This is a genomic window from Burkholderia diffusa, from assembly GCF_001718315.1.
Lineage (GTDB): Bacteria > Pseudomonadota > Gammaproteobacteria > Burkholderiales > Burkholderiaceae > Burkholderia > Burkholderia diffusa_B.
Genome location: NZ_CP013362.1, coordinates 3,186,244 through 3,208,763 on the forward strand (window position 1 = coordinate 3,186,244; position 22,520 = coordinate 3,208,763).

Consider the following 22,520-nt stretch of genomic DNA (forward strand, 5'->3'; position numbering starts at 1 on the left):
TTCCGAAAGGCGCAAAAGTGAATGACGAAAGCGACGGCCCGCGACGCCTAGCGGCGCGAGCGGAACCAGTCGAAGCGGGAGCGCCGCGCCGTGTGGCCCAGATACGCGGGCGCGATGCTCTCGAGACTCGCGGGCGCGATCCCGAGTTCCGGCGCGAGCGGCCCGGACAGCACGTTCGGCACCGACATCGACGCAAGATTGTCGCGCGTGATCACCGGCTCGCCGGGCAGGCATTCGAACACGCGCGCCTGCAGCTGCGCGAGCGCGTCGGGCAGGCGCACGATGCGTGCCTGCCGGCCGACCAGCGTGCCGCAATAGCGCACCAGTTGTTCGAGCGTATAGACGGTCGGGCCGCCGAGTTCGTAGGTCTTGCCGTGCGCTGCCGCGAGGTCGAGCGTGTTGACGAATGCGCGCACGACGTCGCCGACGAACACCGGCTGGAATTGCGCGTCGGGCATCGCCAGCGGCAGCACCGGCAACGTGCGCTGCAGGTTCGCGAACGTGTTCAGGAACGCGTCGCCGGGGCCGAACACGACCGACGGGCGGAAAATCGTCAGCGCGAGCGAATCGGTCGCGGCGACCGCATGCAGCGCGGCCTCGCCGTCGCCCTTCGAGCGCTGGTACATGCTCGGGCCATGCGAATCGGCGCCGAGCGCGCTCATGTGCAGCACGCGCCGCACGCCGACTTCGACGCACGCGGCGGCCAGCGCGGCCGGCAGCGCGACGTGCGCGCGCTCGAACCCGGGCCCGTAAGGCGTGCCGCGGCCGCCGTGCAGCACGCCGACGAGATTGACGGCCGCATGTGCGCCTGCGACGAACCGCGCGAGCGTGCGCGTATCGAGCGCGTCGAGCTCGACGATCTCGACCGGCAGCATCTGCAGGTGGCGTGCATGCTCGCGCCGCCGCGTGCCGATCCGCACCTGCTTGCCGGCGTCGACCAGCGCATTGACGAGCCGGCTGCCGATGAAGCCCGTGCCACCCAGCAGCGCGACGGTCTGGCGATCCATGATGGTGACCTCAAAAGAACACTGCCGCGTCTCGCGCGGCAGTGTGAAGATTGCGGATCAGGGCGAGATCATGCCTAGACGTTTCTTCAACGACTGCGGTTTGCCCTCGAAGAGCGCCGCGTAATAGACGGTATTCGACAGCACGTTCTTCACGTAGTCGCGCGTCTCGTTGAACGGAATCGTCTCCGCGAAGATCGCGCCTTCGACCGGCTGCGTCAACACCTGGCGCCACTGGCGCGGCCGGCCCGGGCCCGCGTTGTAGCCTGCCGTCGCCAGCACCGGCGAGCTGTCGAAGTTGTTGTAGATGTCCGCCAGATACCAGGTGCCGAGCTGGACGTTGGTATTGATGTCGTGCATCTGCGCACGCGTGATCGTGCCCATCCCGAGCTTCTTCGCGACGAGCTGCGCGGTGGCCGGCATCAACTGCATCAGCCCGCCCGCGCCGACCGACGAACGCGCGTTCGTGATGAAGCGCGATTCCTGGCGAATCAGCCCGTAGGCCCATTCGATGTCGAGGCCGCTCGACTGCGCGTAGCGCTCGACGATGTCGCGGTACGGCGACGGGTAGCGCAGCGTGAAGTCGTGCTCGGCCTTCGTGCGGTCGGCCGTGTTGACCGTGCGGTCGAGCAGGTCGATGCGCTTGCCGTATTCGGCGGCCGCGAGCAGCTGGCGATCGGTCATCCCGCGCAGCGGCCAGTTCCATTCGCGGTTGCCTTCGAGGCGCAGGTTCAGCCCGTAGAAGCGTTGCGCGAGCGCGAAGCCGGGGATCTTGCTCATCGCGTCGACGTCGGCGTCGCTCACTTTCGTGCGCGGCGGGATCGACGTGCGCTGGCCCAGCTCCTCGCCGGCGAGCTGCCCGTAGAAGTTGAACTGGCCCGCGACCTGCTCGAATTCCTGGTTCGCCTGCAGCGTGTCGCCGCTCTGCTTGAGCGCGCGCGCATGCCAGTAGATCCACGCCGGATCGCTGCGCAGCGACGGCGGCATCTGTTCGATCGACCAGCGCACCATCGGCCAGTTGCCGGCGAGCAGCGCGGCGCGCGTGCGCCATTCGTAACCCGGGTTCGACAGCGGCGCGTTCGCGGATTTCGCATACCAGACCGATGCGAGCGCCGAGCGCTTGATCGCGCCCTGGTAGCCGATCGCGCCCCACGCGATCGCCTGCTCCTGCTTCGTCAGCGAGCCGGCGACCGACGTCAGCATCCCCGCCGCGGCGTCCGGGTCGTTGCGCGCCATGCGGCCGAGCGCGATCAGCGCGAGCTGGTGCGAGGCCGCGTCGGGGCCGATGCCGCGCGCGAGATACAGCGGCGGCGCGCTGGTCGCCTGATCGAAGCCGGCCGGCCGCGGGCCGAGCGCGTCGACGATCTTCCCGCCGAGCGTCGTGTAGTTCTGCTCGTACGCGAGGCGGGCCTGCTGCCACACGTCGTCGCTCGTGAACTGCTGGTTGACGGTGAGCGCCGTAATCAGGTCGACACAGGCGTCGCCGTAGTATTTCGGCTCGACGAGCAGCGCGCGCGCCGCGTCGGCGACGTTCTCGCCGCGCGCCGCGCGCGATTCGAGCGCGTAGCACTTGACCTGCGTGTCGTCGTCGAGCACGAAGCGCTTGTACTGGTCGTCGAAGCTGCGCCAGTCGTGGCGCGCACCGAGCACGAGCAGGTAGTCGTTGCGCAGGCGGTCGGCGATCGCCTGGCCGTCGTAGCGCTGCAGGAACGACTGCACGGGAGCGTCGGGGGCGTCGACACGTGCGCGGCCCGTCGAATCGAACAGTTGCGGCTTGATCTGGAAATACTCGACGTAGGACGGGACCGGATAGTTCGGAATCATCGCCGCGAGCTGCGCGGCCTTCGCGGCGTCGTTGCGGCGCGCGGCTTCGCGCAACTGCACGAAGATCTGGTCGTCCCCGGCGAGCGTGTCGTCGTTCGGTGCGGCGCACGCGGCCGTGCCCGCGACGAGCGCGGCGGCCGAAAGCGCGAGCGCGACCGCGCGATATACTCGGAAAAGGCTGTTCGACATCGTTTTGAATGGAGCACGAAGTGAGCGAAAGCATAGCATGCAACCCTGTGCCGAACCCGAAGGTTGCACTACGCAAAACGCTGTCCGGCGCGCGTCGCGACGCGGCGTCGCAGCCCGTCGCGAACGCCGCGCTCGACGCGCGGCTGCGCCTGTTGCTCGAGCGGCTCGCGCCGTGCACGGTCGGCTTCTACTGGCCGCTGCCGGGCGAATTCGACGCACGCGACGCGGTGCTCGCGTGGTCCGCGGCAGGCCCGGGTCGCCGGGCCGCGCTGCCGGTGATCGGCGAGAAGCACACGCCGCTCGCGTTCCATGCGTGGGATGCGCACACGCCGATGCGCGAAGGGCATCACCGGATTCCGGAGCCTGCGTCGGGCGTCGTCGTCGTGCCCGACCTGTTGCTGATTCCGTGTGTGGGATTCGATCTGCAGCGCTACCGGCTTGGCTATGGCGGCGGCTATTACGACCGCACGCTCGCGATGTGGCCGGGCACGACGCTGCCGGTGACGGTCGGCATCGCCTATGAAGCGTGCCGCGTCGATGCGCTGCCGGCCGAAGCGCACGATCTCGCGATGCAGTGGATCGTGACCGACGGCGCGCTTTACCCGGACCCGGCCGCCGGATGACGCGGCGCGCGACGTCGCTCGAGCGGCATGCCGCGCGTCACCGCGTTCGTCGTCCCGTCCGCAATCGTTTACAGCGATGCCGCCGCGCGCGCGGCCGTGTCGTAGAGGCCCGACGCGTTGCGCAGCAGCTGCGCGGCGTCGCCGATCTGCTCGTTGGTGAGGCCGCTGTCCTTCAGCGTCTCGATCAGGCAATGCTCGCGCACTTCCCGATACTTCAGGCACAGCTCGCGGCCCGCCTCGGTCGCGAAGAAGAACACTTCCTTGCCGCTCTTCTCGCTCTTCACGTAGCCGCGCGCGATCAGTTTTTTCAGCGCGTAGGTCGCGACGTGCGTATCCTCGATATTGAGCACGAAGCAGATGTCGGCAAGCTTTTTCTTGCGTTCGCGATGGCTTACGTGGTGCAGCAGCGACACCTCGACCGCCGTCATATCCTTCGCACCGGCGGCCGACATGCACCGCACCATCCATCGGTTGAATGCGTTGCCGGCCATGATGAGCCCGTATTCGAGTTCCGACAGCTCCGCGCTCGAATCGGAAACGAGGTGTTCGGATGACACGATCTTGGTCGGAGGACGCTTCATGGAAAGGCAGCGCAAGCAGGATGTCAGGGTGTGCCGAGTGTACGACAGAAGCCGCGACATACGAGCTAGGCAAAAACGCTTATTGGGAAGTTGTCGATATTTTATTGACAATGTGCGCTAACATTGCCGTCCGAACCGTGCCAGTCCGATGACGCAACCCCGCATTTATCCGCTCGGCGATGCCGCCCTCGTCTGCGAGGTGCCGCCGCCCGCCACGCTCGATTGCCAGCGCCGCGTCTGGGCCGTCGCCGAGGCCGCGCGCGCATGGCCCGACGTGATCGACGTCGTGCCGGGCATGAACAATCTGACGATCGTATTCGATGCGCTCGCCGCGACGGCCGAGTCGTTCACGCCCGCGCTGCGCGACGCATGGGAAACCGCCGACGTCGAGCACGCGGACGGCCGCGAGATCGAGATTCCGGTCCAATACGGCGGCGCAGCCGGCCCCGACCTCGCGGCCGTCGCCGCACACACGGGGCTGTCGGCCGATGAAGTCGTCGCGCGACACGCCGCCGGCGAATACGTCGTGTTCTTCATCGGCTTCCAGCCGGGTTTCGCGTATCTCGGCGGCCTCGATGCGTCGCTGCACACGCCGCGCCGCGCGGCGCCGCGCCTGGAAGTGCCGGCCGGCTCGGTCGGCATCGGCGGAGCGCAGACGGGCATCTACCCGGCCACGTCGCCCGGCGGCTGGCAGCTGATCGGCCGCACGTCGCACGTGCTGTTCGACCCGGCGCGGCCGCAGCCGACGCTGCTGCTGCCCGGCGACCGCGTGCGCTTCACCATTGCCGGAGTCGACGCGACATGACCCAGAATTCAGCACCGGGCACGATCGAGGTGCTCCGCGCCGGCCCGCTGTCGACCGTGCAGGATCTCGGCCGCCGTGGCATGCGCCATCTCGGCGTCGCGCAGGGCGGCGCGCTCGACGGCCTCGCGCTCGAAGTCGGCAACCGGCTGGTCGGCAATCGCCCCGACGCGGCGGCCGTCGAAATCACGATCGGCCCGGCCGCGTTCCGCTTCACCCGCGCGACGCGCATCGCGATCACCGGCACCGAATTCGGCGCGACGCTCGACGGCAAGCCCGTGTATTCGTGGTGGAGCCTGCCGGTCGACGCCGGGCAGACGCTCGTGCTGCCGGCCGCGAAACGCGGGATGCGTGGCTACCTGTGCATCGCGGGCGGCATCGATGTGCTGCCGATGCTCGGTTCGCGCAGCACCGATCTTGCGTCGCGCTTCGGCGGCCTCGGAGGCCGCGCGCTGCGCGACGGCGATCGGCTTCCGGTCGGTGTGCCGCCGGCCGGCGCCGGCTGCCTCGCGGCCGATGCGCCCGAATTCGGCGTGAAAGCGCCCGCGTGGTGCGCGTTTGTGCGCGTCGACGAACCGCCGCGCCGCCACCGGCCCGCGCATGCGCCGTGGGCGATGCCCGTGCGCGTGCTGCCGGGCCCCGACTACGCGTCGTTCGCGGCCGATTCTCAGCAGGCGTTCTGGGACGAGGAATGGCTCGTCACCGCGAACAGCAACCGGATGGGCTATCGTCTCGCCGGCGCCGAGCTGGTACGCGAGCGGCCGGTCGAGCTGCTATCGCACGCGGTGCTGCCCGGCACGATCCAGGTGCCGCCGAACGGCCAGCCGATCGTGCTGATGCACGACGCGCAGACCACCGGCGGCTACCCGAAGATCGGCACGGTGATCCGCGCGGATCTCTGGAAACTCGCGCAGGCGCGGCTCAACCTGCCGATCCGCTTCGTGCGCACGACACCCGATGCCGCGCGCGCCGCGCTGACCGCGGAACGCGCCTATCTGCGGCAGATCGACGTCGCGATCGAGATGCGCGAGGAGACCCGCCGCCGCACGCAATCGCGCGCGGCGTGACAATGGCGGAAGCAGGACGAAGGACGCGCCACGCCATCAGTGGACGAGGAACATCATGGAAATCGATCTGAATGCCGATCTCGGCGAAGGATGCGGATCGGACGAGGCGCTGCTCGACCTCGTCACGTCGGCGAACATCGCGTGCGGCTGGCATGCAGGTGGCGCCAACGCGATGCGCGACTGCGTGCGCTGGGCCGTGCAGAAGGGCGTGTCGATCGGCGCGCATCCGAGCTTTCACGATCCGGAGAATTTCGGTCGCAAGGAAATGCAGTTGCCGGCCAGCGACATCTATGCGGGCGTGCTGTACCAGCTCGGCGCGCTGTCGGCGATCGCGCAGGCCGAGGGTGGCCGCATCGCGCACGTGAAGCCGCACGGCGCGCTGTACAACCAGGCCGCGCGCGACCCGATGATCGCCGACGCCGTGGTGTCCGCGATCCACGACTTCGATCCGTCGCTTGCCGTGTTCGGGCTCGCGAACAGCGTGTTCGTCGCGGCCGCGCGGCACGCGGGGCTCGCCGCGGTGGAGGAAGTGTTCGCCGATCGCGGCTATCGCGCGGACGGCTCGCTGGTGCCGCGCAGCCAGCCCGGTGCACTGATCGACGACGAGGAAGCGGTGCTCGCGCGCACGCTCGACATGGTGCGCGAGCGGCAGGTGCGGGCGGTGAGCGGCGAGTGGGTGCCGCTCAATGCGCAGACCGTCTGCCTGCACGGCGACGGCCCGCATGCGCTCGCGTTCGCGAAAAGGATTCGTGCGGCGCTGGAGGCGGCGGGTGTCGATGTCGTCGCTCCGGGCGCGCTGGAGGCCGGCGAAGACGCGTGAGCGGCGCGCAAGCTGCGCTGCGCTCGACAAAAGCCGCCGCACAAAAGAAAAAAGCGCCCTCGTGGCGCTTTTCCGTTGGCGCGATCGCTGCGGCTTCGCCGTCTGTCGATTCTCGCCCCCCGAAACCGTCTGTCGACGGTGACCGGAAAATCTTCCGGATTAAAAAACGTCCGCCGCCGCCCGATTTACTGCTTACCCCGGTTGGACGACGGAGCGTCGCTTATTCGCAAGTCGGCCTGCATGCGTTGTTGTTGTCCGACGATGGTTGGCCCCGCCGTACATGCAGACGCTTTCCGCGGCCGACACGTGTGCACCACGTGCCGGCAACGCGCTCACCCCGCGCTTTGTTTTCTGCTACCCCGTAGAACTTTTTCTATTCTTTTCATTTTTTCAACTTGTGGATCGAAGAATAGATATTGGCCGAACGGGATGTCAATCGTTTGAAACGCTATTTTCTGACGAATCGAGGGTTTTCCTTATCGAATCGCACGCCCATACAGGCGTTTGACGCTGCGCGCGCAGCGTCGATCAAACAGGGGAGGATCGGTTCGGGCCCGCCGGCGTCGCTCAGTTCGCGTCGACGCTGTAACCTTGTTGACGCAACAATTCGAGCACGCCGCGCGGGCCGCCCAGATGTAGCGCGCCGATGGCGACGAATACCGGCCGGTTCGGCGCGGCGATTGCCGTCATCCGCGCAACGAAGCGCCGGTTGCGTTCGTACAGGATCTTGTTGTCGATCGACGCCGACAGCGCCTTCGAACGGGCCAGCCGCTCGCTCTTCGCGACCGCCCACGCTGAAATCGCATCAGCGTCGCCAATTTGCCACAGCCGGTGCAGCGCCTTGATGTCGTCGGCGTTCTGCGCCGGCGTCTGCACCATGTCCTGCGCGAGCATCTCGCGCTGTTCGGCGAGCGTCAGCCCGGTGAACGCGCGCATCTGCTCGGCGAGCGTCTCGAGCCCTATCACCCGGCCACCCTTTTTCTTCAGGAACACGTTCTGCAGTTGCGCCTCGGTGCCGTACTCGGTCTGCAGGCCGGCCGACAGCGAGTCGTAGGTCTCGACGACCAGCGCCGCGAGCCACGGCCGCATCCGGCGGATCTCCGCGAGCGCGGCCGGATTGCCGCGCAGGCGCCCCGCGAGGCGCTGCCACAGCGGCTCGGGCAACAGGCGCTGCAGGCACGGGTAGCGGCACACGCCGTACTTCGACACGTCGTCCTGCGATTCGAGCAGATCGTCCGGCGACAGCTCGAGCGCGAGCGTCGGCGACGCCGCAAGCGCCCCGAGGATGCGCGGCCGGAACGGCTGAGCGGGTGGATAGTCGGACGGGTCGCCCGTATGCAGCGTGCCGAGCACGTACAGCGTGACCTTGCCCTTCGTAGCCACGTAGAACGGCATGCGCGCGGGCTGCACGCGCACCGTGCCGCGCGCGACCGTGCCGTTGGACACGGAAGGCGCATGGAAGCCCGGCAGGCTCATGCCGGGCGGCGGAACCTGCGACGTATGGATCGGCGAACTGGCCGGCGCACGCCCTTCGGCACGCGCGGCCTCGACGGGAACGACGAGGCCGGCCGCGACGCACGCGCCCGCCAGCGCCGCACCCGTGACCGTGCGCACGCTCCAGCGCCGTGCGTTGCGGCACGCGCGCATCACCCGCGCGCGGCCGGCCCCCGAACGGCGCACGCCGGACGCGCGCGCCGCCAAACCATCAGGCATTCGCCTCCCCCACCTCCTCGGCGCGATGGCAGGCCACGCGGCGTCCGTCGACGTCGCGCAGCTGCGGTTCCTCGACACGACAGCGCTCGATCGCGTACGGGCAGCGCTGGTGAAACGCGCAGCCTGACGGCGGATTGAGCGGCGACGGCAGCTCGCCCTGCAGCTTGATCTGCACGCGGCGGTCTTCCTCGAAGATCGCCGGCGTCGCCGACATCAGCGCGCGCGTGTACGGATGGCGCGGACGCGCGTAGATCGTCGCCTTGTCGCCGAGTTCGGCGACGCTGCCGAAGTACATCACCATCACGTCGTCGGCGACGTGCTCGACCACCGACAGGTTGTGCGAGATGAACACGTAGCTCGTCTTGAACTGCTCCTGCAGATCCATGAAGAGGTTCAGGATCTGCGCCTGGATCGACACGTCGAGCGCGGACACCGGCTCGTCGGCAACGACGATCCGCGGATCGAGGATCATCGCGCGCGCGATCGCGACCCGCTGGCGCTGACCGCCCGAGAACATGTGCGGATAGCGCTTCGCGTGCTCGGGCCGCAGGCCGACCGTGCGCATGATCTGCGCGATGCGCGACGCGCGCTCGGCCGCCGTCAGGTTCGTATTGATCTCGAGCGGCTCGGACAGCGTTTGCTCGACCGTCTTGCGCGGGTTCAGCGACGCGAACGGATTCTGGAACACCATCTGCACGCGGCGGCGCAGGTCGGCGACCGTCTCGCGGTTCGCGCCGGCCACGTCCTTGCCGTCGATCGTCAGGTGGCCCGACGTGGGTGTTTCGATCATCGTGAGCTGGCGCGCGAGCGTCGATTTCCCGCAGCCCGATTCGCCGACGACGGCGAGCGTCTTGCCGCGCTTCAGCGAGAACGACACGCCGTTGAGCGCCTTCACCGTGCCCTGCCCGAACATCCCGCGCTTGACCGTGTAGTGCTTTGCGAGCTGATCCGCGACCAGCACCGCTTCCTCGTCGTGCGGCGTGGCGCGGACTTCCTTATCTGCATTCATCGTGCGCCTCCCGTCAGGTCGAGGTTGGAAACGTTGAGCGGCTTGATGCAGCGCGCCCGCATCGCATCGTTGGCCGGCACCAGCGTATCGAGCGCCGGACGCGCCTTGCGGCAATCGTCGACGACGTACTTGCAGCGCGGCGCGAACAGGCACCCGGACGGGCGATCATCGCGGCCGGGCACCATCCCCGGCAATGCGGCAAGGCGACGCGCCCCCTGATTGTGCTCGGGAATCGCCGCGAGCAGCGCTTCGGTGTACGGATGATGCGGCGCACGGAAGATGTCCGGCACGCGATTGGTCTCGATGACCTCGCCCGCATACATCACCGCGACGCGCTGCGCGACCTCCGACACCACGGCCAGGTCGTGCGAGATCAGCACGAGCGCCATCCCGCGCTCCTTCTGCAGCTTCACGAGCAGATCCATGATCTGCGCCTGGATCGTCACGTCGAGCGCGGTGGTCGGCTCGTCGGCGATCAGCAGCTTCGGGTTGCACGCGACCGCCATCGCGATCATCACGCGCTGGTTCATCCCGCCCGACATCTGGTGCGGGAACGCCGTGATGCGATTCTTCGCGTCGGGAATGCCGACCTGATCGAGCAGCTCGAGCGCGCGCCGATGCAGCGCGTCGCCGCGCAGGCCTTCGTGCAGCTTCAGCACTTCCTTGATCTGGTAGCCGACCGTGTAGCTCGGATTCAGGCTCGTCAGCGCGTCCTGGAACACCATCGCGATGTCCTTGCCGACGATCTTGCGGCGCGCTTTCGGCGACGCCTTCAGCAGGTCCACGCCGTTGAACGTGACCTCGTCGGCCGTCACCTTGCCCGGCGCGTCGATCAGGCCCATCAGCGCCATCATCGTCACGCTCTTGCCGGAACCCGATTCGCCAACGACGCCCACCACCTCGCCCGGCGCGATCGACAGGTTGATCCGGTCGACGGCGGGCAAGCCGTTGAAGTTCACCGCGAGATTGCGGATGGTCAGGAGATTCTGGGTCATGTCAGGCCATCCGCTTCAGTTTGGGATCGAGCGCATCGCGCAGCCCGTCGCCGAGCAGGTTGATCGCGAGCACCGAAATCAGGATCGACAGGCCGGGCATCGTCACGATCCACCACGCGTTGTCGATGTAGTCGCGCGCGGACGCGAGCATCGCGCCCCACTCGGCGGTCGGCGGCTGCACGCCGAGGCCGAGGAAGCCGAGTGCCGCGGCGTCGAGAATGGCCGACGAGAAGCCGAGCGTCGCCTGCACGATCAGCGGTGCCGTGCAGTTGGGCAGCACCTGCGAGAACATCAGGCGCAGCGTGCCGGCACCGGCCACGCGCGACGCCGTCACGTATTCCTTCTGCAGTTCGCCGAGCGCGGATGCGCGCGTGAGACGCACGTAGGCCGGCAGCGCGACGATCGCGATCGCGAACATCGTGTTGGTGAGGCCCGGGCCGATGATCGCGACGACCGCGACCGCGAGCAGCAGCGACGGCAGCGCGAGCAGCACGTCCATGATGCGCATCACCGGCGTGTCGGCCCACTTCTGAAAGAACGCGGCGACCAGCCCGAGCACGATGCCGGGGATCAGCGCGAGCACGACCGACACGAAGCCGATCCAGAACGACATGCGCGCGCCGAACATCAGGCGCGAAAGGATGTCGCGGCCGGCTTCGTCGGTGCCGAGGATGAACTGCCAGTTGCCGCCCGCGAGCCACGCGGGCGGGATCTTCACGTAGTCGCGGTATTGCTCGACCGGGCTGTGCGGCGCGATCAGCGGCGCGAGGAGCGCGACCACGATCAGCGCCAGCACGACGATGCCGGCGCCGACGGCGCCCCGGTTGCGCGAGAAGTTGGCCCAGAACTCGCGCAGCGCGAGCGCACGGCCGCCGGCCGGCGCGGATTCGCTCGGCAGGGTGTTTTGCAGATTGCTCATGGAATTACCTCGTGTGGCGGATGCGCGGATTCAGCACGCCGTACAGCAGGTCGACGACCAGATTCACGACGATCACGAGCGTCGCGATCAGCAGGATGCCGCCCTGGACGACCGGATAGTCGCGGCGGCCGATCGCATCGATCAGCCACTTGCCGACGCCGGGCCACGAAAAGAGCGTCTCGGTCAGCACGGCGCCAGCAAGCAGCGTGCCGATCTGCAGGCCGATCACGGTGACGACCGGGATCAGCGCATTGCGCAGCGCATGCACCACGACCACGCGCGCGGGCGACAGCCCCTTCGCGCGGGCGGTGCGGATGTAGTCTTCGCGCAGCACTTCGAGCATCGACGAGCGCGTCATCCGCGCGATCACCGCGAGCGGGATCGTGCCGAGCACGATGGACGGCAGGATCAGGTGGCTGAGCGCCGACTTGAACGAGCCTTCGTCCGGCGCGAGCAGCGCGTCGATCAGCATGAAGCCGGTCGGATGCGGGAAGTCGTATTCGACCGCGATGCGCCCTGACACGGGCGTCCAGCCGAGGTATGACGAAAACACCATGATGAGGATCAGCCCCCACCAGAAGATCGGCATCGAATAGCCGGTGAGCGCGGTGCCCATCACGCCGTGATCGACGACCGAGCCGCGCCGCAGCGCGGCGACCACGCCGGCCGGCAGCCCGACCACGAGCGCGAACACGAGCGCGCAGAGCGACAGCTCGACGGTCGCCGGGAAGCGCGCGAAGAACTCGCCCGCGACACTGGTGTTGGTGATGATCGACGTGCCGAGGTCGCCATGCAGCGCCCGGCCGATGTAGTGGATGTACTGCAGGGGCAGCGGCTGGTCGAGCCCGAGGCGTTTCATCGCCTCTGCATGCATCGCGGGATCGACGCCGCGCTCGCCCATCATCACTTCGATGGGATCGCCCGGTATCAGGTGAATCAGCGCAAACGCCAGGATGGTGATGCCGATGAAGGTCGGAATCACCATGCCCACGCGGCGCAACACGAATGTGAACATGATGCGTCTCGTATTTTCTCGTGGGAAATGTGCGACCGGCGACGAGGGGCTTTTGGCCCCTCGCCGCCGGATGAGTTCAAGCCGGTCTTCTCGATGACGACAGCTTACACGGGCCGTGTTACTTCACGCCGACTCCGTCGAAGCGCGCATAGCCGAGCGGCTCGATGCGCATGTCGACCACGTTCTTGCGTACCGGCTGGTAGACCGTCGAGTTCGCGATCGGCGAGAACGGCAGCTGCTGCGCGAAGATCTGCTGGGCCTGCATGTAGATCTTCGTGCGCGCGTCCTGGCCCGTCGTCGTGCGACCCTTCTGGATCAGCTCGTCGAACGGCTTGTAGCACCAGTGCGAGAAGTTGTTGCCCTTGATCGCCTCGCAGCCGAGCAGCGTGCCGAGCCAGTTGTCGGGGTCGCCGTTGTCGCCCGTCCAGCCGATCAGCATCGTGTCCTGCTCGCCCGTGTGCGCGCGCTTGATGTACTCGCCCCACTCGTACGTGACGATCTTCGCCTTCACGCCGATCTTCGCCCAGTCGGCCTGGATCATCTCGGCCATCAGGCGGGCGTTCGGGTTGTATGCGCGCTGCACCGGCATCGCCCACAGCGTGATGTCGAACCCGTTCGGATAGCCGGCCTTCGCGAGCAGCGCCTTCGCCTTCGCGGTGTCGTTCGGGGCCATCTTCAGGTTCTTGTCGTACGACCATTGGGTCGGCGGCATCGGCGCGCTGGCGGCCTGGCCCGCACCCTGATAGACGGATTCGAGGATCGCCTTCTTGTTGATCGCCATGTCGAGCGCCTGACGCACTTCGAGCTTGTCGACCGGCTTGTGCTCGACGTTGTACGCGAGGTAGCCGAGGTTGAAACCCGGCTGCGACGGCATGTCGATGCCCGAGTCGGCCTTCAGCGTCGCGATGTCGGCCGGACGCGGATAGCTCATCACCTGGCATTCGTTGCGCTTGATTTTCTGCACGCGCACGCCCGGATCGGGCGTGATCGAGAAGATCAGCTTCGACAGCTTCACCGCGCCCTTCTTCCAGTAGTCAGGATTCCCGTCGAAACGGATCGTCGCGTCCTTCGTGTAGCTGCGGAAGATGAACGGGCCCGTGCCGACCGGCTTCTGGTTGATGTCGGCGGCCTTGCCGGCCTTCATCAGCTGATCGCCGTATTCGGCCGACAGGATCGACGCGAATTCCATCGCCATGTTCTGGATGAACGGCGCGTTCGGCTCGGCCAGCGTGAACTTCACGGTGTACGGATCGACCTTCTCGACCTTCGTGATCAGCTTGTCGAGGCCCATGTCGGTGAAGTACGGGAACGACACCGGATAAGCCTTGCGGAACGCCTGGTTCGGATCGAGCATGCGCTCGAACGTGAACACGACGTCGTCCGCGTTGAATTCGCGCGTCGGCTTGAAGAAGTCGGTCGTGTGGAACTTCACGCCATGACGCAGGTGGAACGTGTACACCTTGCCGTCGGACGAGACGTCCCACTTCTCGGCGAGGCCCGGCTCGACCTTGGTGCCGCCGCGCTCGAATTCGACGAGACGGTTATAGACGGTGAACGTGGCGGCGGTGAAGTCGACGCCGGTCGTGAATTGCGCGGAATCGAAACCCGCCGGGCTGCCTTCTGAGCAGTAGACGAGCGTTTTGTTCGGGATCTGTGCGAATGCAGAACCCGCGACGCCGAACGATGCCGCTGCCACGCCTGCCATGGCGGTAACACGCAGGGTGTGCAACAGACGGTTGTATTCCATGTTTCCTCCAGGTCTCCAGATCGGAACCGGTCCCCCAGGGGCCGGGTACGCGGGATATTACTTGAGCTAGCGATTTTGCAACAAGCTGGAGAAAAAACTCTTCTAGACGCATTTGCGCGGGTTTTTGCGGATGTCTCGCCTGCGCGAAAAGTGCGTCGGCGCGCGCGAGCGGCGAATTCGTTCATCCCGCGCGTGTTTCCTTCGACAACTAAACAATTCGTACGCGGGCGCGAACGATCGCCGCACCGGTTTCGGGCGCCTGCGCGCGCATCATTGCAGCTTTCGCAACGATGGACGCGCTGCAATTCTGCCGTCAGGCCGGCGCGTCGAGATCCGCGCTGCGCGCGGGCACGAACGCGACCGCGACGATCGACAGCGCGAGCCCGGCCATCACGTAATAGGTCGGCGCGAGCGGCGTGCCCGTCACCTTGATCAGCCACGTGACGATGAATTGTCCGAAACCGCCGAACAGCATCACCGCGACGTTGTACGCGATCGACAGCCCCGTCGAGCGCACGTTGGCCGGGAACAGCTCGGCGATCATCGCGCCGAACGGCCCGTAGTAGCCGGCGAGCGTCACCGACAGCACGGCCTGCACCGCGATCAGCCGCCCGATGCTCGGCGCCGCGTCGAGCCACGCGAACAACGGATACATCAGCGCGAGCGTCAGCACGAGCGACCATAGCGACAGCCCCTTGCGGCCGATGCGGTCCGACCACGCGCCCGCGACCGGCGACAGCACCATCAGCAGCAGGTTGCCGACGATCACCGCGTAGAACGATTCCGCATACGGCAGCTTCAGCTGCTTCACCGCGAAGGTCGGCAGATAGCTGATCAGCACGTAGATCGTCACCGTCAGCGCGATCACCGAGCCGAGCCCGCACAGCACCTCGCGCGGATGGCGCGTGAACACTTCGCCGAGCGTCGCGCGGCGTGCGCTTTGCTGCGCATGCAGGAATGCTTCGGAATCCGCCAGATGACGGCGGATATAGAAACCGATTGGACCGATCACGAGCCCGAGGATGAACGGCACGCGCCAGCCCCAGCTGCGCAGCGCGTCGTGCGACAGCCCGCGCGTGACGGCCGCGCCGACCAGCGCGCCGATCAGCAGCGCGGCCGCCTGGCTCGCCATCTGCCAGCTGCCGTAGAAACCGCGTTTCGAGAAAGGCGCGGCTTCGATCAGCAACGCGGTCGCGCTGCCGAATTCGCCGCCCGCGGAGAAACCCTGCAGCAAGCGGCCGAGCACGATCAGGAGCGGGCCGCCGATGCCGATCGCCGCATAGGGCGGTGCGATCGCGAGCAGGAAGATGCCGGCCGTCATCAGCAGGATCACGAGCGACAGCGCGGCCTTGCGGCCCGCGCGATCGGCGTACAGGCCGAACACGATGCCGCCGATCGGGCGCATGAAAAACGCGACGCCGAACGTCGCGGTGGTCAGCAGCAGCGACGAGTATTCACTGGTGGTCGGGAAGAACAGCTCGGCGATCACGACGGTCATGAAACCGAACACCGTGAAGTCGTACCACTCGAGCGCGTTGCCGATCACGGCCGCGGCGACGGCCCGCCGGTTCAGCGCACGCTCGGGCCGGATCGTTTTCGTTGAATTCGCAATCGTCGCCATGCGAGCCTCGTCCTCGTGAATTCGCCGTATCGGGCGGCGCGGCGTGCGGGATGCCGCGGCGCGCTGGTGTGCAGCGAGTGTAGAAAGCGACGGAACCGTTTTCAAGCATAAAAAACGCCCGCCATCGTCCGATGGCGGGCGTTTTGCGGTTTTCGCCACATTGCGGCATCGCACGATGCCGTGTGTTGGCTGCTTCACGGACACGGGCCATGCGATCTGCTTCCACCATTTCGCCTGGCCGTCATTCTCGCCGCCACGAGAGCACTTTCGTCCTCGTCTGATTTCCCGAGCCATTTCTTTCCATTAACTTTCGCCCGATGCCATTCAAACCGCCAGATCACGCGGCGTCCGGCAAGCGCCGCAACGTTGGTCTGTCACAACACGCCTTTCTCGCACACCGTCGTGGACAACAACAAGCTTCCCTATTACAAGGCAAACCGGCTGCTGTGGAAATGGGCGCGATGCGAAGGTGTCGACGGCTGTGAAGTCGTTCGCGAAGCCGGGCTATCGTTGAACAAAGCACCGCCGCCGGTGCCGGCGTCCCCCAAACGCGCCGAACCGGCTCGGCGGCCCGTCAAGTGCCTGACGCACGCAGATCGCATGAACAACATGTTCGACGACCTGCTCGCCGCTGCCGAGGCCCTTGCGCGATTCAAGAAATGGCTCGACACGCCGGAAGTGCCAAGACTCTCCTCGCCCATACCAATAGCAAAGCTCACAAAACACCGAACGATCGCGCCCCTGGATATTCAGGAGATTCCGCGCGCAATGCGCAGACTCTCGATGCCGGTATCGGCGATGCTGATGGAACGGTGGTTTGCCGGGACGCTCAACTATTCGCCGACTGACAAGGACGAAGCGCTATGCATCAATCAGGACGGTCAACCCTATCCTGCCGACATGTATGACATGAGGTCCATCAAGCTCGAATGGATTCTCAAACACGCTCGCGCGAAGGTGCAATACATGGCGCTTCAACAACGTGAGCGGCTCACTACGCCGCGGGCTGTTGAATCACTGTCCAAGTGCTTGTCTCGTGTCAGAGCATCGGACACGACCATTGATACGCTGGCGCTTTGCAACGGAAATCTCGCGGAATTGCACAAACGCTTCCAGTTCCAGTTCGCCGGCGTCGAAAGTACGTTCGGCCAGAAACTGGATGAATTCATTCTGAAACGGCTGACCAATAGCGGACTGCCGGACGATCTGACAGGCGCACTGGGATCGTTCAACGTTTATGCGGCAGTCACCCATGTCGAATTCAATCGCGGAGCAAGCCGCGCCACGATCAATTCGATTTATCTCTACGTGCGCGACAACTATACATTTTCCGACCGGAGCGACGGTCAGTCTCAATACCTCGGACACTGGAACCACAAGCGCGTTGTCCTCGTACCTGCAACCGCTGCAGCCGGAATTGCCGGAATTCGCTGGCTGGACTATCCCGTCGTCGTCGAAGGAAAGCGGTCCCGAGACAACATTTACTATCCGGTCAGGAACAAGTCGTTTCGCGAGTGGCAGCTACGGCATCGACGTGGCGGCGACTTCATCATCTTCTCGGACTACCGCCGCGTGACGCTCTCCCACCCCATCGAGATCGAGTTTCCGTGAGTGCCGCGGCAGAATCCGTCGGTATCGGAACGCTCGCCCTGCTGTTGGCCAGCATTCTTTGCGTGATCGCTTCGATCGCAATGGTCGGCGTGCTGCACTTCATCTGGTCGGGCTACGGTGGCCGAATATACAGCTTACGCCGAATGATCTACGTGTCGATCCGGCGCATCGCCGTCACGCTCGCTACCCTGATTGTGCTGGGCATCGCGTGGCGGTACTGGCATGACGCGCGATTGCGGGCGGCCTGCGGCCTCCAGGATCAGATGACTGAATACTCGCCTGACGGCCGCTATGTCGCGAAATATTGCTACTTCAGAGACACGATCATTCTGCGGCTGTATGGCAACGACAACACGAGGCTTCTTGCCGAGCGAACCTACCGGGACACATCCGGGGTCTTGGTCGGCGTCACCTGGACGCAGAACGCCTTGACCTATCCAGAAGGCGATAACCTCGAGACGATCAAGCTCCCACCCTCCGTTTACGATCGAATGCTGACGCTGCTTCCATAACGCATGCGCGACATCTTGAACAGCCGGCATCCCTCGCCGTCGGCAAATCGTTCCGAGCGGCATCGGCGCGAGCAGAAGCCGTTTTCAAGCATAAAAAACGCCCGCCATCGTCCGATGGCGGGCGTTTTGCGGTTTTCGCCACATTGCGGCATCGCACGATGCCGCCGCGCACGTCAGCCCATCTTCGTGAATGCGCTGCACCAGCCCTTCGCCGATACCTGCTTGCCGGGGAATGCGCCGCACGGGCCCGAAGCGGAGCCCTTCTTGCCCTGGTACAGCATGCAGGCCGCGCAATCCTGGCCTGCTGCGTATTTCGGATACTTCGCCTTGTCGACCTTCGTGGCATCGGCCTTGTAGCCGAGCGCCACCGCGGCCGGATCCGTTTCCGACAGCATCGGCGCATCAGCCAGCGCTTCGCGCGACAGCGCCAGCGCGGACACGGCACCAATGCTCGTAATCAGGAAACTCCGACGGGATGTTTTCATGGGGGACTCGCTCCAACGTTATCGGTTTGAAAGCCGTTCTGGCGACGGCCGTTCGACAGAATAACGCTCAAGCGAATAAATGTGCGCGCCGAAATGCCGGAGATAAGAGATTTCACACGGCCGGCCCGCACGAATGCGGGCCGTGTGCGTCATGCACGCGACGTCATGTCGCCGACACGCTGCGCGAGCGCAAGCGACGCCGTCAGCCCCGGCGACTCGATGCCGAACAGGTTCACGAGCCCGCGCACGCCATGCTGCGCCGCGCCCTGCACGATGAAGTCGGCCGGCGGCTCGCCGGGCCCCGCGAGCTTCGGCCGGATCCCCGCGTAGGCCGGCTGCAGTGCGTCGTCGGGGAGCCCGGGCCAGTATGTGCGGATCGATGTGTAGAACGCCTGCGCGCGCGCCGGATCGACTTCGTAGCGCAACGCATCGACCCACTCGACGTCGGGGCCGAAGCGCGCCTGCCCGGCCAGGTCCAGCGTGAGATGCACGCCGAGCCCCGCGCGGTCGGGCATCGGATAGACGAGGTGCGAGAACGGCGCGCGCCCCGACAGGCTGAAATAGTTGCCGCGCGCGAGATAGAGCGGCGGGACCCAGCGCGGGTCGAGCCCGCGCGTGCGGCGCGCGAGCGCCTGCGCGCCGAGGCCGGCGCTGTTGATCACGCACGCGGCCTCGATTTCGGTCGGCGCGTCGCCACCGGTACGCACCACGAAGCGGCCGCCGCGCAGCACGTCGATCGACTCGACCGGGGATTTCAGCGCGCACATCGCGCCGTCGCGCTCGGCGTCGCCGAGCAGCGCCAGCATCAGTTGGTGACTGTCGACGATACCGGTGCTCGGCGAGAACAGCGCCTCCGCGCATTCGAGCGCGGGCTCGAGCGTCTGCGCCTCGGCGCGCGTGAGCGGCATCAGGTCGAGCACGCCGTTTTCCGCGGCGCGCGCGGCGATCGCCTTCAACTGCTTCACCTGCGCGGCGCTCGTCGCGACGAGCAGCTTGCCCACGCGCCGGTGCGGCACGTGACGCGTCTCGCAGAACTCATACAGCAGGTCGCGCCCGTGCACGCACGATATCGCCTTCAGCGAACCGCGCGGGTAATAAAGCCCCGCATGAATCACCTCGCTGTTGCGCGAGCTCGTGCCCGTGCCGATCGCGTCGGCCGCCTCGAGCACGATGGTTTCGCGCCCGCGCGCGGCCAGTTCCCGTGCAATCGCAAGACCGACGACACCCGCGCCGATCACCACACAATCCATCTGCTCCATGACGTTTCGCGTCGCTTGCGCATCAAGGGGAGAGAAGAGAATTGTACGTCCCGGTTCGCCCGCTTGCCGAACGCATCCGGATCGGCCTGCACGCGTCGCACGGCGACGCACGGCGCGACGCGTGCACGTCGCCGACGCGCACGCCGCCCGCTCAGAATCCGATCGGCCGCCGCTTCGCCGCGCCCTCGTCGGCGCGGATGTCGGACGGTGCGATCGCGTCGCGGCCGTCGAGCCGCGCGGCACCGAACGCATGCAGCAGCGCACGGCGCATCGTGCGCGGCGGCGTCGCGGCCAGCACGTCGAGCGCGTCGTCGTCGAGCGTGTCGGGGAAGCGCCGCCCCCACGCGTGCGACGTGCGGATCTCGTCGTAGATCGTCTGCGCGATCCGACGCGCGCCGGCCGCGTCCGGCGGCGCGATCTCGTACACGTTCATCCGGTTCAGCAGCGGCTCGGGAATCGCCTGCGCATCGTTCGCGGTCGCGACCCAGATCACGTTGCCCGCATCGATCGGCACTTCGGCGAATTCGTCGACGAACGCACGCGCGGTGTCGTGCTCGAGCAACGCGTACAGCGCGCCGAGCGGATCGTATTGCGCATCGCTGCCGGCCTTGTCGATCTCGTCGACCGCGATCACCGGGTTCGCATAGCTGCCGTTGACAAGCGCATCGAACACCTTGCCGGGCTTCGCGTTCTTCCATTGCGACGACGCGCCCGACAGGATCCAGCCGGCCGTCAGCGAACTCATCGGCACGTAGTGATACGCGGTGCCGAGCATCTGCGCGAGCGCCTTCGCGAAATGCGTCTTGCCGATGCCGGGCGGCCCGAGCAGCAGGATCGGCATCAGTTCGAGCCGATCGTCCGTCTCGAGGCACAGCGCGACCTGCTTGCGCACGTCGTCGAGCGGCTCGGTGAAGTTGGGCAGCGCGTCGCCGAGCTGGTCAAACGACGGCATCCGGTTCGGTTTCACGCAAAAGCGCAGATTGCCGGTCTTGAGCATCCGCTCGTAGGTGGCGCGCAGTGCGTCGCTCGCGCTCTCGTTCAGGTCGTTCAATGCGGTCTCGACCTGCTCGAGGTCGTACACCGTGCTGAAGGACGCCACCGCCAGTTCCTGTTTCACCATCGCCGTCGTCATACCAACCTCGCTACCGCTGCCGTCACACGACCATCAGACCCTTACGATTTCAGTGTAGCGATCCCGCATCGGCGCGCAAGCAAGCAGCCGCCCCGGTGTGCTGCTAACACCGCGCGCGCTGCAGCGCCGCGCCGCGCGGCGTATGATCGATGATTCACCGACCGGCCGCCGCGCCGGCCTCGCCACAGCGCCCGCGCGGCGCCGTGCGCTTCGTTTCGAAGGTATGCCGATGTCCATCCCCGCTGCCGTCCCGCGCGTCGACACCGATGCGATCCATGCCGTCGACGCCGCGCTCAAGTCGCGCCGCGCGATTCGCGCGTTCCTGCCGACGCCCGTGCCGCGCGACACGCTCGAGGCGATCCTCGAAGCCGCGAGCCGCGCGCCGTCGGGCACCAACATCCAGCCGTGGCGCGTGTACGTCGCGACCGGCGCGACGCGCGACGCACTCGCCGCGGCCCTGACCGCGGCATACGACGATCCGGCGCGCGATGAGAAATACGTCGCCGAGTACGATTACTATCCGCGCGAATGGGTGTCGCCGTATATCGACCGGCGCCGCAAGGTCGGCTGGGATCTGTATGGTCTGTTGAACATCGGCCGCGACGAAAAGGCCCGCATGCACGCGCAGCACGCGCGCAACTTCCGCTTCTTCGACGCGCCGGTCGCGTTGTTCTTCACGCTCGACCGCGTGATGACGCGTGGTGCATGGCTCGACTGCGGAATGTTCCTGCAGGGCGTGATGACGGCCGCGCGCGCACGCGGCCTCGACACCTGCCCGCAGGCCGCGTTCGTGCCGTTTCACCGGATCGTCGCCGGGCATCTCGGCATACCGGCGAACGAGCAGCTCGTCTGCGGGATGTCGCTCGGCCATGCGGACCCGAATGCGATCGAGAACCGCCTCGTCACCGAGCGCGCGAGCGTCGCCGAATTCGCGCGCTTTTTCGCTTGAAATCGCGTGACGCGCACCTACCTTTCGATCAGGACCGGATCGTGCTGCGAACCTGCGGCGATGCGTCCTGTCACACTACCGCCCGGATCGATCGGGCGTAAGATGTGCGTCCGTTCCCCGCTACCCCGCGTTTCCGGAGAAGTTTCATGCTGAAACACGGCCTGGCCGTCCTGCTGCTCGCGAGCGCCGCGCTCGCGGCCCATGCGCAGAGCCCCGCACCGGCCACCGTCGCATGGGAGATCCAGGTAGTGCGCGACGGTCAGACGATCGACACGTTCCAGCAACGCACCACCGTGGGTCAAACCCGTACCGACACCCATCGCTATCCGTCCGCCGTGCCCGTCGGCTGCGGCAATGCCGCGCGCGTCGTGCCGACCGAGCGTTCGCGCTCGGTGACGGTCGCGCCGCTCACCGTCGACGACGCCGCGCATACGGTGTCGCTCGCGCTCGACGTGCAGGAAACCCTCGACGACGAAAACGCGACGCGCAGCGATCCGTGCCTGCCGACGTCGCCGCGACAGATCGTCGCGAGCCATCCGGGGCTGTCGGTCGGCGGCGACGCATGGACCGACTGGACGCTCGTCGAGCAGCATCCGCATCTCGTCTACCGCGTGCGCGCGCACGTCGCGAAGGACTGAACGCC

Annotated in this window: 21 protein-coding genes; 8 read left to right on the plus strand and 13 right to left on the minus strand. The window is 66.6% G+C overall.

Going from position 1 to position 22,520, the window contains the following annotated elements; genetic code table 11:
• Positions 1–47: 47 nt before the first annotated feature.
• Together WI26_RS14675 and WI26_RS14680 are read right to left on the minus strand one after the other, a co-directional pair.
• Positions 48–1,007: a complex I NDUFA9 subunit family protein gene (locus WI26_RS14675; protein ID WP_059541387.1), complete on the minus strand. Its 960-nt coding sequence runs from the start codon at positions 1,005–1,007 to the stop codon at positions 48–50.
• A 57-nt stretch (positions 1,008–1,064) separates the two neighbouring features.
• Positions 1,065–3,017: a lytic transglycosylase domain-containing protein gene (locus WI26_RS14680; protein ID WP_069226264.1), complete on the minus strand. Its 1,953-nt coding sequence runs from the start codon at positions 3,015–3,017 to the stop codon at positions 1,065–1,067.
• Between the two features lie 8 nt (positions 3,018–3,025).
• Between WI26_RS14680 and WI26_RS14685 the strand changes: the two genes are divergently transcribed.
• Positions 3,026–3,640 (plus strand): 5-formyltetrahydrofolate cyclo-ligase, encoded by a 615-nt coding sequence (locus WI26_RS14685; RefSeq protein ID WP_059468570.1) that lies wholly within the window; start codon positions 3,026–3,028, stop codon positions 3,638–3,640.
• Between the two features lie 68 nt (positions 3,641–3,708).
• Here WI26_RS14685 and WI26_RS14690 read toward each other — a convergent pair whose 3' ends face one another.
• The gene (locus WI26_RS14690) at positions 3,709–4,221 is read right to left on the minus strand and encodes a winged helix DNA-binding protein (RefSeq protein ID WP_069226265.1); all 513 of its coding nucleotides are present in this window, start codon (positions 4,219–4,221) and stop codon (positions 3,709–3,711) included.
• Between the two features lie 148 nt (positions 4,222–4,369).
• On the opposite strand from WI26_RS14690, the gene pxpB reads away from it, so the two are divergent.
• From pxpB to pxpA, 3 genes are read left to right on the plus strand one after another with little or no spacing between them, the layout of a single operon-like run.
• A complete protein-coding gene (pxpB, locus tag WI26_RS14695) occupies positions 4,370–5,026 on the plus strand; it encodes a 5-oxoprolinase subunit PxpB (protein ID WP_069226266.1) in 657 nt (218 codons plus the stop codon).
• Positions 5,023–6,090 carry a biotin-dependent carboxyltransferase family protein gene (locus WI26_RS14700; RefSeq protein WP_069226267.1) on the plus strand — a complete coding sequence of 356 codons (1,068 nt, stop codon included), beginning with the start codon at positions 5,023–5,025 and terminating at the stop codon, positions 6,088–6,090. The genes pxpB and WI26_RS14700 overlap by 4 nt, the downstream gene beginning before the upstream one ends.
• Positions 6,091–6,145: 55 nt before the next feature.
• Complete coding sequence (pxpA, locus tag WI26_RS14705) at positions 6,146–6,910, plus strand: 5-oxoprolinase subunit PxpA (protein ID WP_059468573.1); 765 nt, start codon at positions 6,146–6,148, stop codon at positions 6,908–6,910.
• Positions 6,911–7,477: 567 nt separating this feature from the next.
• On the opposite strand, the gene WI26_RS14710 is transcribed toward pxpA, so the two are convergent.
• The 7 genes from WI26_RS14710 to WI26_RS14740 all read right to left on the minus strand — a co-directional run bounded on the left by WI26_RS14710 (position 7,478) and on the right by WI26_RS14740 (position 15,929).
• Positions 7,478–8,623 carry a TraB/GumN family protein gene (locus WI26_RS14710; protein ID WP_069226268.1) on the minus strand — a complete coding sequence of 382 codons (1,146 nt, stop codon included), beginning with the start codon at positions 8,621–8,623 and terminating at the stop codon, positions 7,478–7,480.
• Positions 8,616–9,632 (minus strand): peptide ABC transporter ATP-binding protein, encoded by a 1,017-nt coding sequence (locus WI26_RS14715; RefSeq protein WP_059468575.1) that lies wholly within the window; start codon positions 9,630–9,632, stop codon positions 8,616–8,618. Before WI26_RS14715 ends, WI26_RS14710 begins: the two co-directional genes overlap by 8 nt.
• On the minus strand, positions 9,629–10,627 hold the full coding sequence (locus WI26_RS14720) for an ABC transporter ATP-binding protein (RefSeq protein ID WP_059535050.1): 999 nt from the start codon (positions 10,625–10,627) through the stop codon (positions 9,629–9,631). The genes WI26_RS14715 and WI26_RS14720 overlap by 4 nt, the downstream gene beginning before the upstream one ends.
• 1 nt (position 10,628) lies before the next feature.
• Positions 10,629–11,546, minus strand: a complete 918-nt coding sequence (locus WI26_RS14725; protein ID WP_059468577.1) for an ABC transporter permease subunit — start codon at positions 11,544–11,546, stop codon at positions 10,629–10,631.
• 4 nt (positions 11,547–11,550) lie between these two features.
• On the minus strand, positions 11,551–12,561 hold the full coding sequence (locus WI26_RS14730) for an ABC transporter permease subunit (RefSeq protein ID WP_060102920.1): 1,011 nt from the start codon (positions 12,559–12,561) through the stop codon (positions 11,551–11,553).
• Between the two features lie 118 nt (positions 12,562–12,679).
• Positions 12,680–14,308, minus strand: coding sequence for an ABC transporter substrate-binding protein (locus WI26_RS14735; protein ID WP_069226269.1), 1,629 nt, complete (start codon positions 14,306–14,308; stop codon positions 12,680–12,682).
• A gap of 313 nt (positions 14,309–14,621) precedes the next feature.
• Complete coding sequence (locus WI26_RS14740; RefSeq protein WP_059508330.1) at positions 14,622–15,929, minus strand: MFS transporter; 1,308 nt, start codon at positions 15,927–15,929, stop codon at positions 14,622–14,624.
• Between the two features lie 402 nt (positions 15,930–16,331).
• On the opposite strand from WI26_RS14740, the gene WI26_RS14745 reads away from it, so the two are divergent.
• Together WI26_RS14745 and WI26_RS14750 are read left to right on the plus strand one after the other, a co-directional pair.
• Complete coding sequence (locus WI26_RS14745; RefSeq protein ID WP_155768762.1) at positions 16,332–17,540, plus strand: DUF6402 family protein; 1,209 nt, start codon at positions 16,332–16,334, stop codon at positions 17,538–17,540.
• Positions 17,537–18,052 (plus strand): hypothetical protein, encoded by a 516-nt coding sequence (locus WI26_RS14750; RefSeq protein ID WP_069226271.1) that lies wholly within the window; start codon positions 17,537–17,539, stop codon positions 18,050–18,052. Before WI26_RS14745 ends, WI26_RS14750 begins: the two co-directional genes overlap by 4 nt.
• A 173-nt stretch (positions 18,053–18,225) precedes the next feature.
• Here WI26_RS14750 and WI26_RS14755 read toward each other — a convergent pair whose 3' ends face one another.
• The 3 genes from WI26_RS14755 to WI26_RS14765 form a co-directional block, all read right to left on the minus strand.
• Positions 18,226–18,537, minus strand: a complete 312-nt coding sequence (locus tag WI26_RS14755) for a high-potential iron-sulfur protein (RefSeq protein WP_059508331.1) — start codon at positions 18,535–18,537, stop codon at positions 18,226–18,228.
• 149 nt (positions 18,538–18,686) lie between these two features.
• Positions 18,687–19,796: an NAD(P)/FAD-dependent oxidoreductase gene (locus WI26_RS14760; protein WP_059915241.1), complete on the minus strand. Its 1,110-nt coding sequence runs from the start codon at positions 19,794–19,796 to the stop codon at positions 18,687–18,689.
• Positions 19,797–19,947: 151 nt separating this feature from the next.
• Positions 19,948–20,928, minus strand: a complete 981-nt coding sequence (locus WI26_RS14765) for an AAA family ATPase (RefSeq protein WP_059468583.1) — start codon at positions 20,926–20,928, stop codon at positions 19,948–19,950.
• Positions 20,929–21,157: 229 nt separating this feature from the next.
• On the opposite strand from WI26_RS14765, the gene WI26_RS14770 reads away from it, so the two are divergent.
• Together WI26_RS14770 and WI26_RS14775 are read left to right on the plus strand one after the other, a co-directional pair.
• On the plus strand, positions 21,158–21,877 hold the full coding sequence (locus WI26_RS14770; RefSeq protein WP_069226431.1) for a nitroreductase: 720 nt from the start codon (positions 21,158–21,160) through the stop codon (positions 21,875–21,877).
• Positions 21,878–22,023: 146 nt separating this feature from the next.
• Entirely contained in the window at positions 22,024–22,515 is a 492-nt protein-coding gene (locus tag WI26_RS14775) for a hypothetical protein (RefSeq protein ID WP_059541428.1), read from the plus strand.
• Positions 22,516–22,520 lie beyond the last annotated feature (5 nt).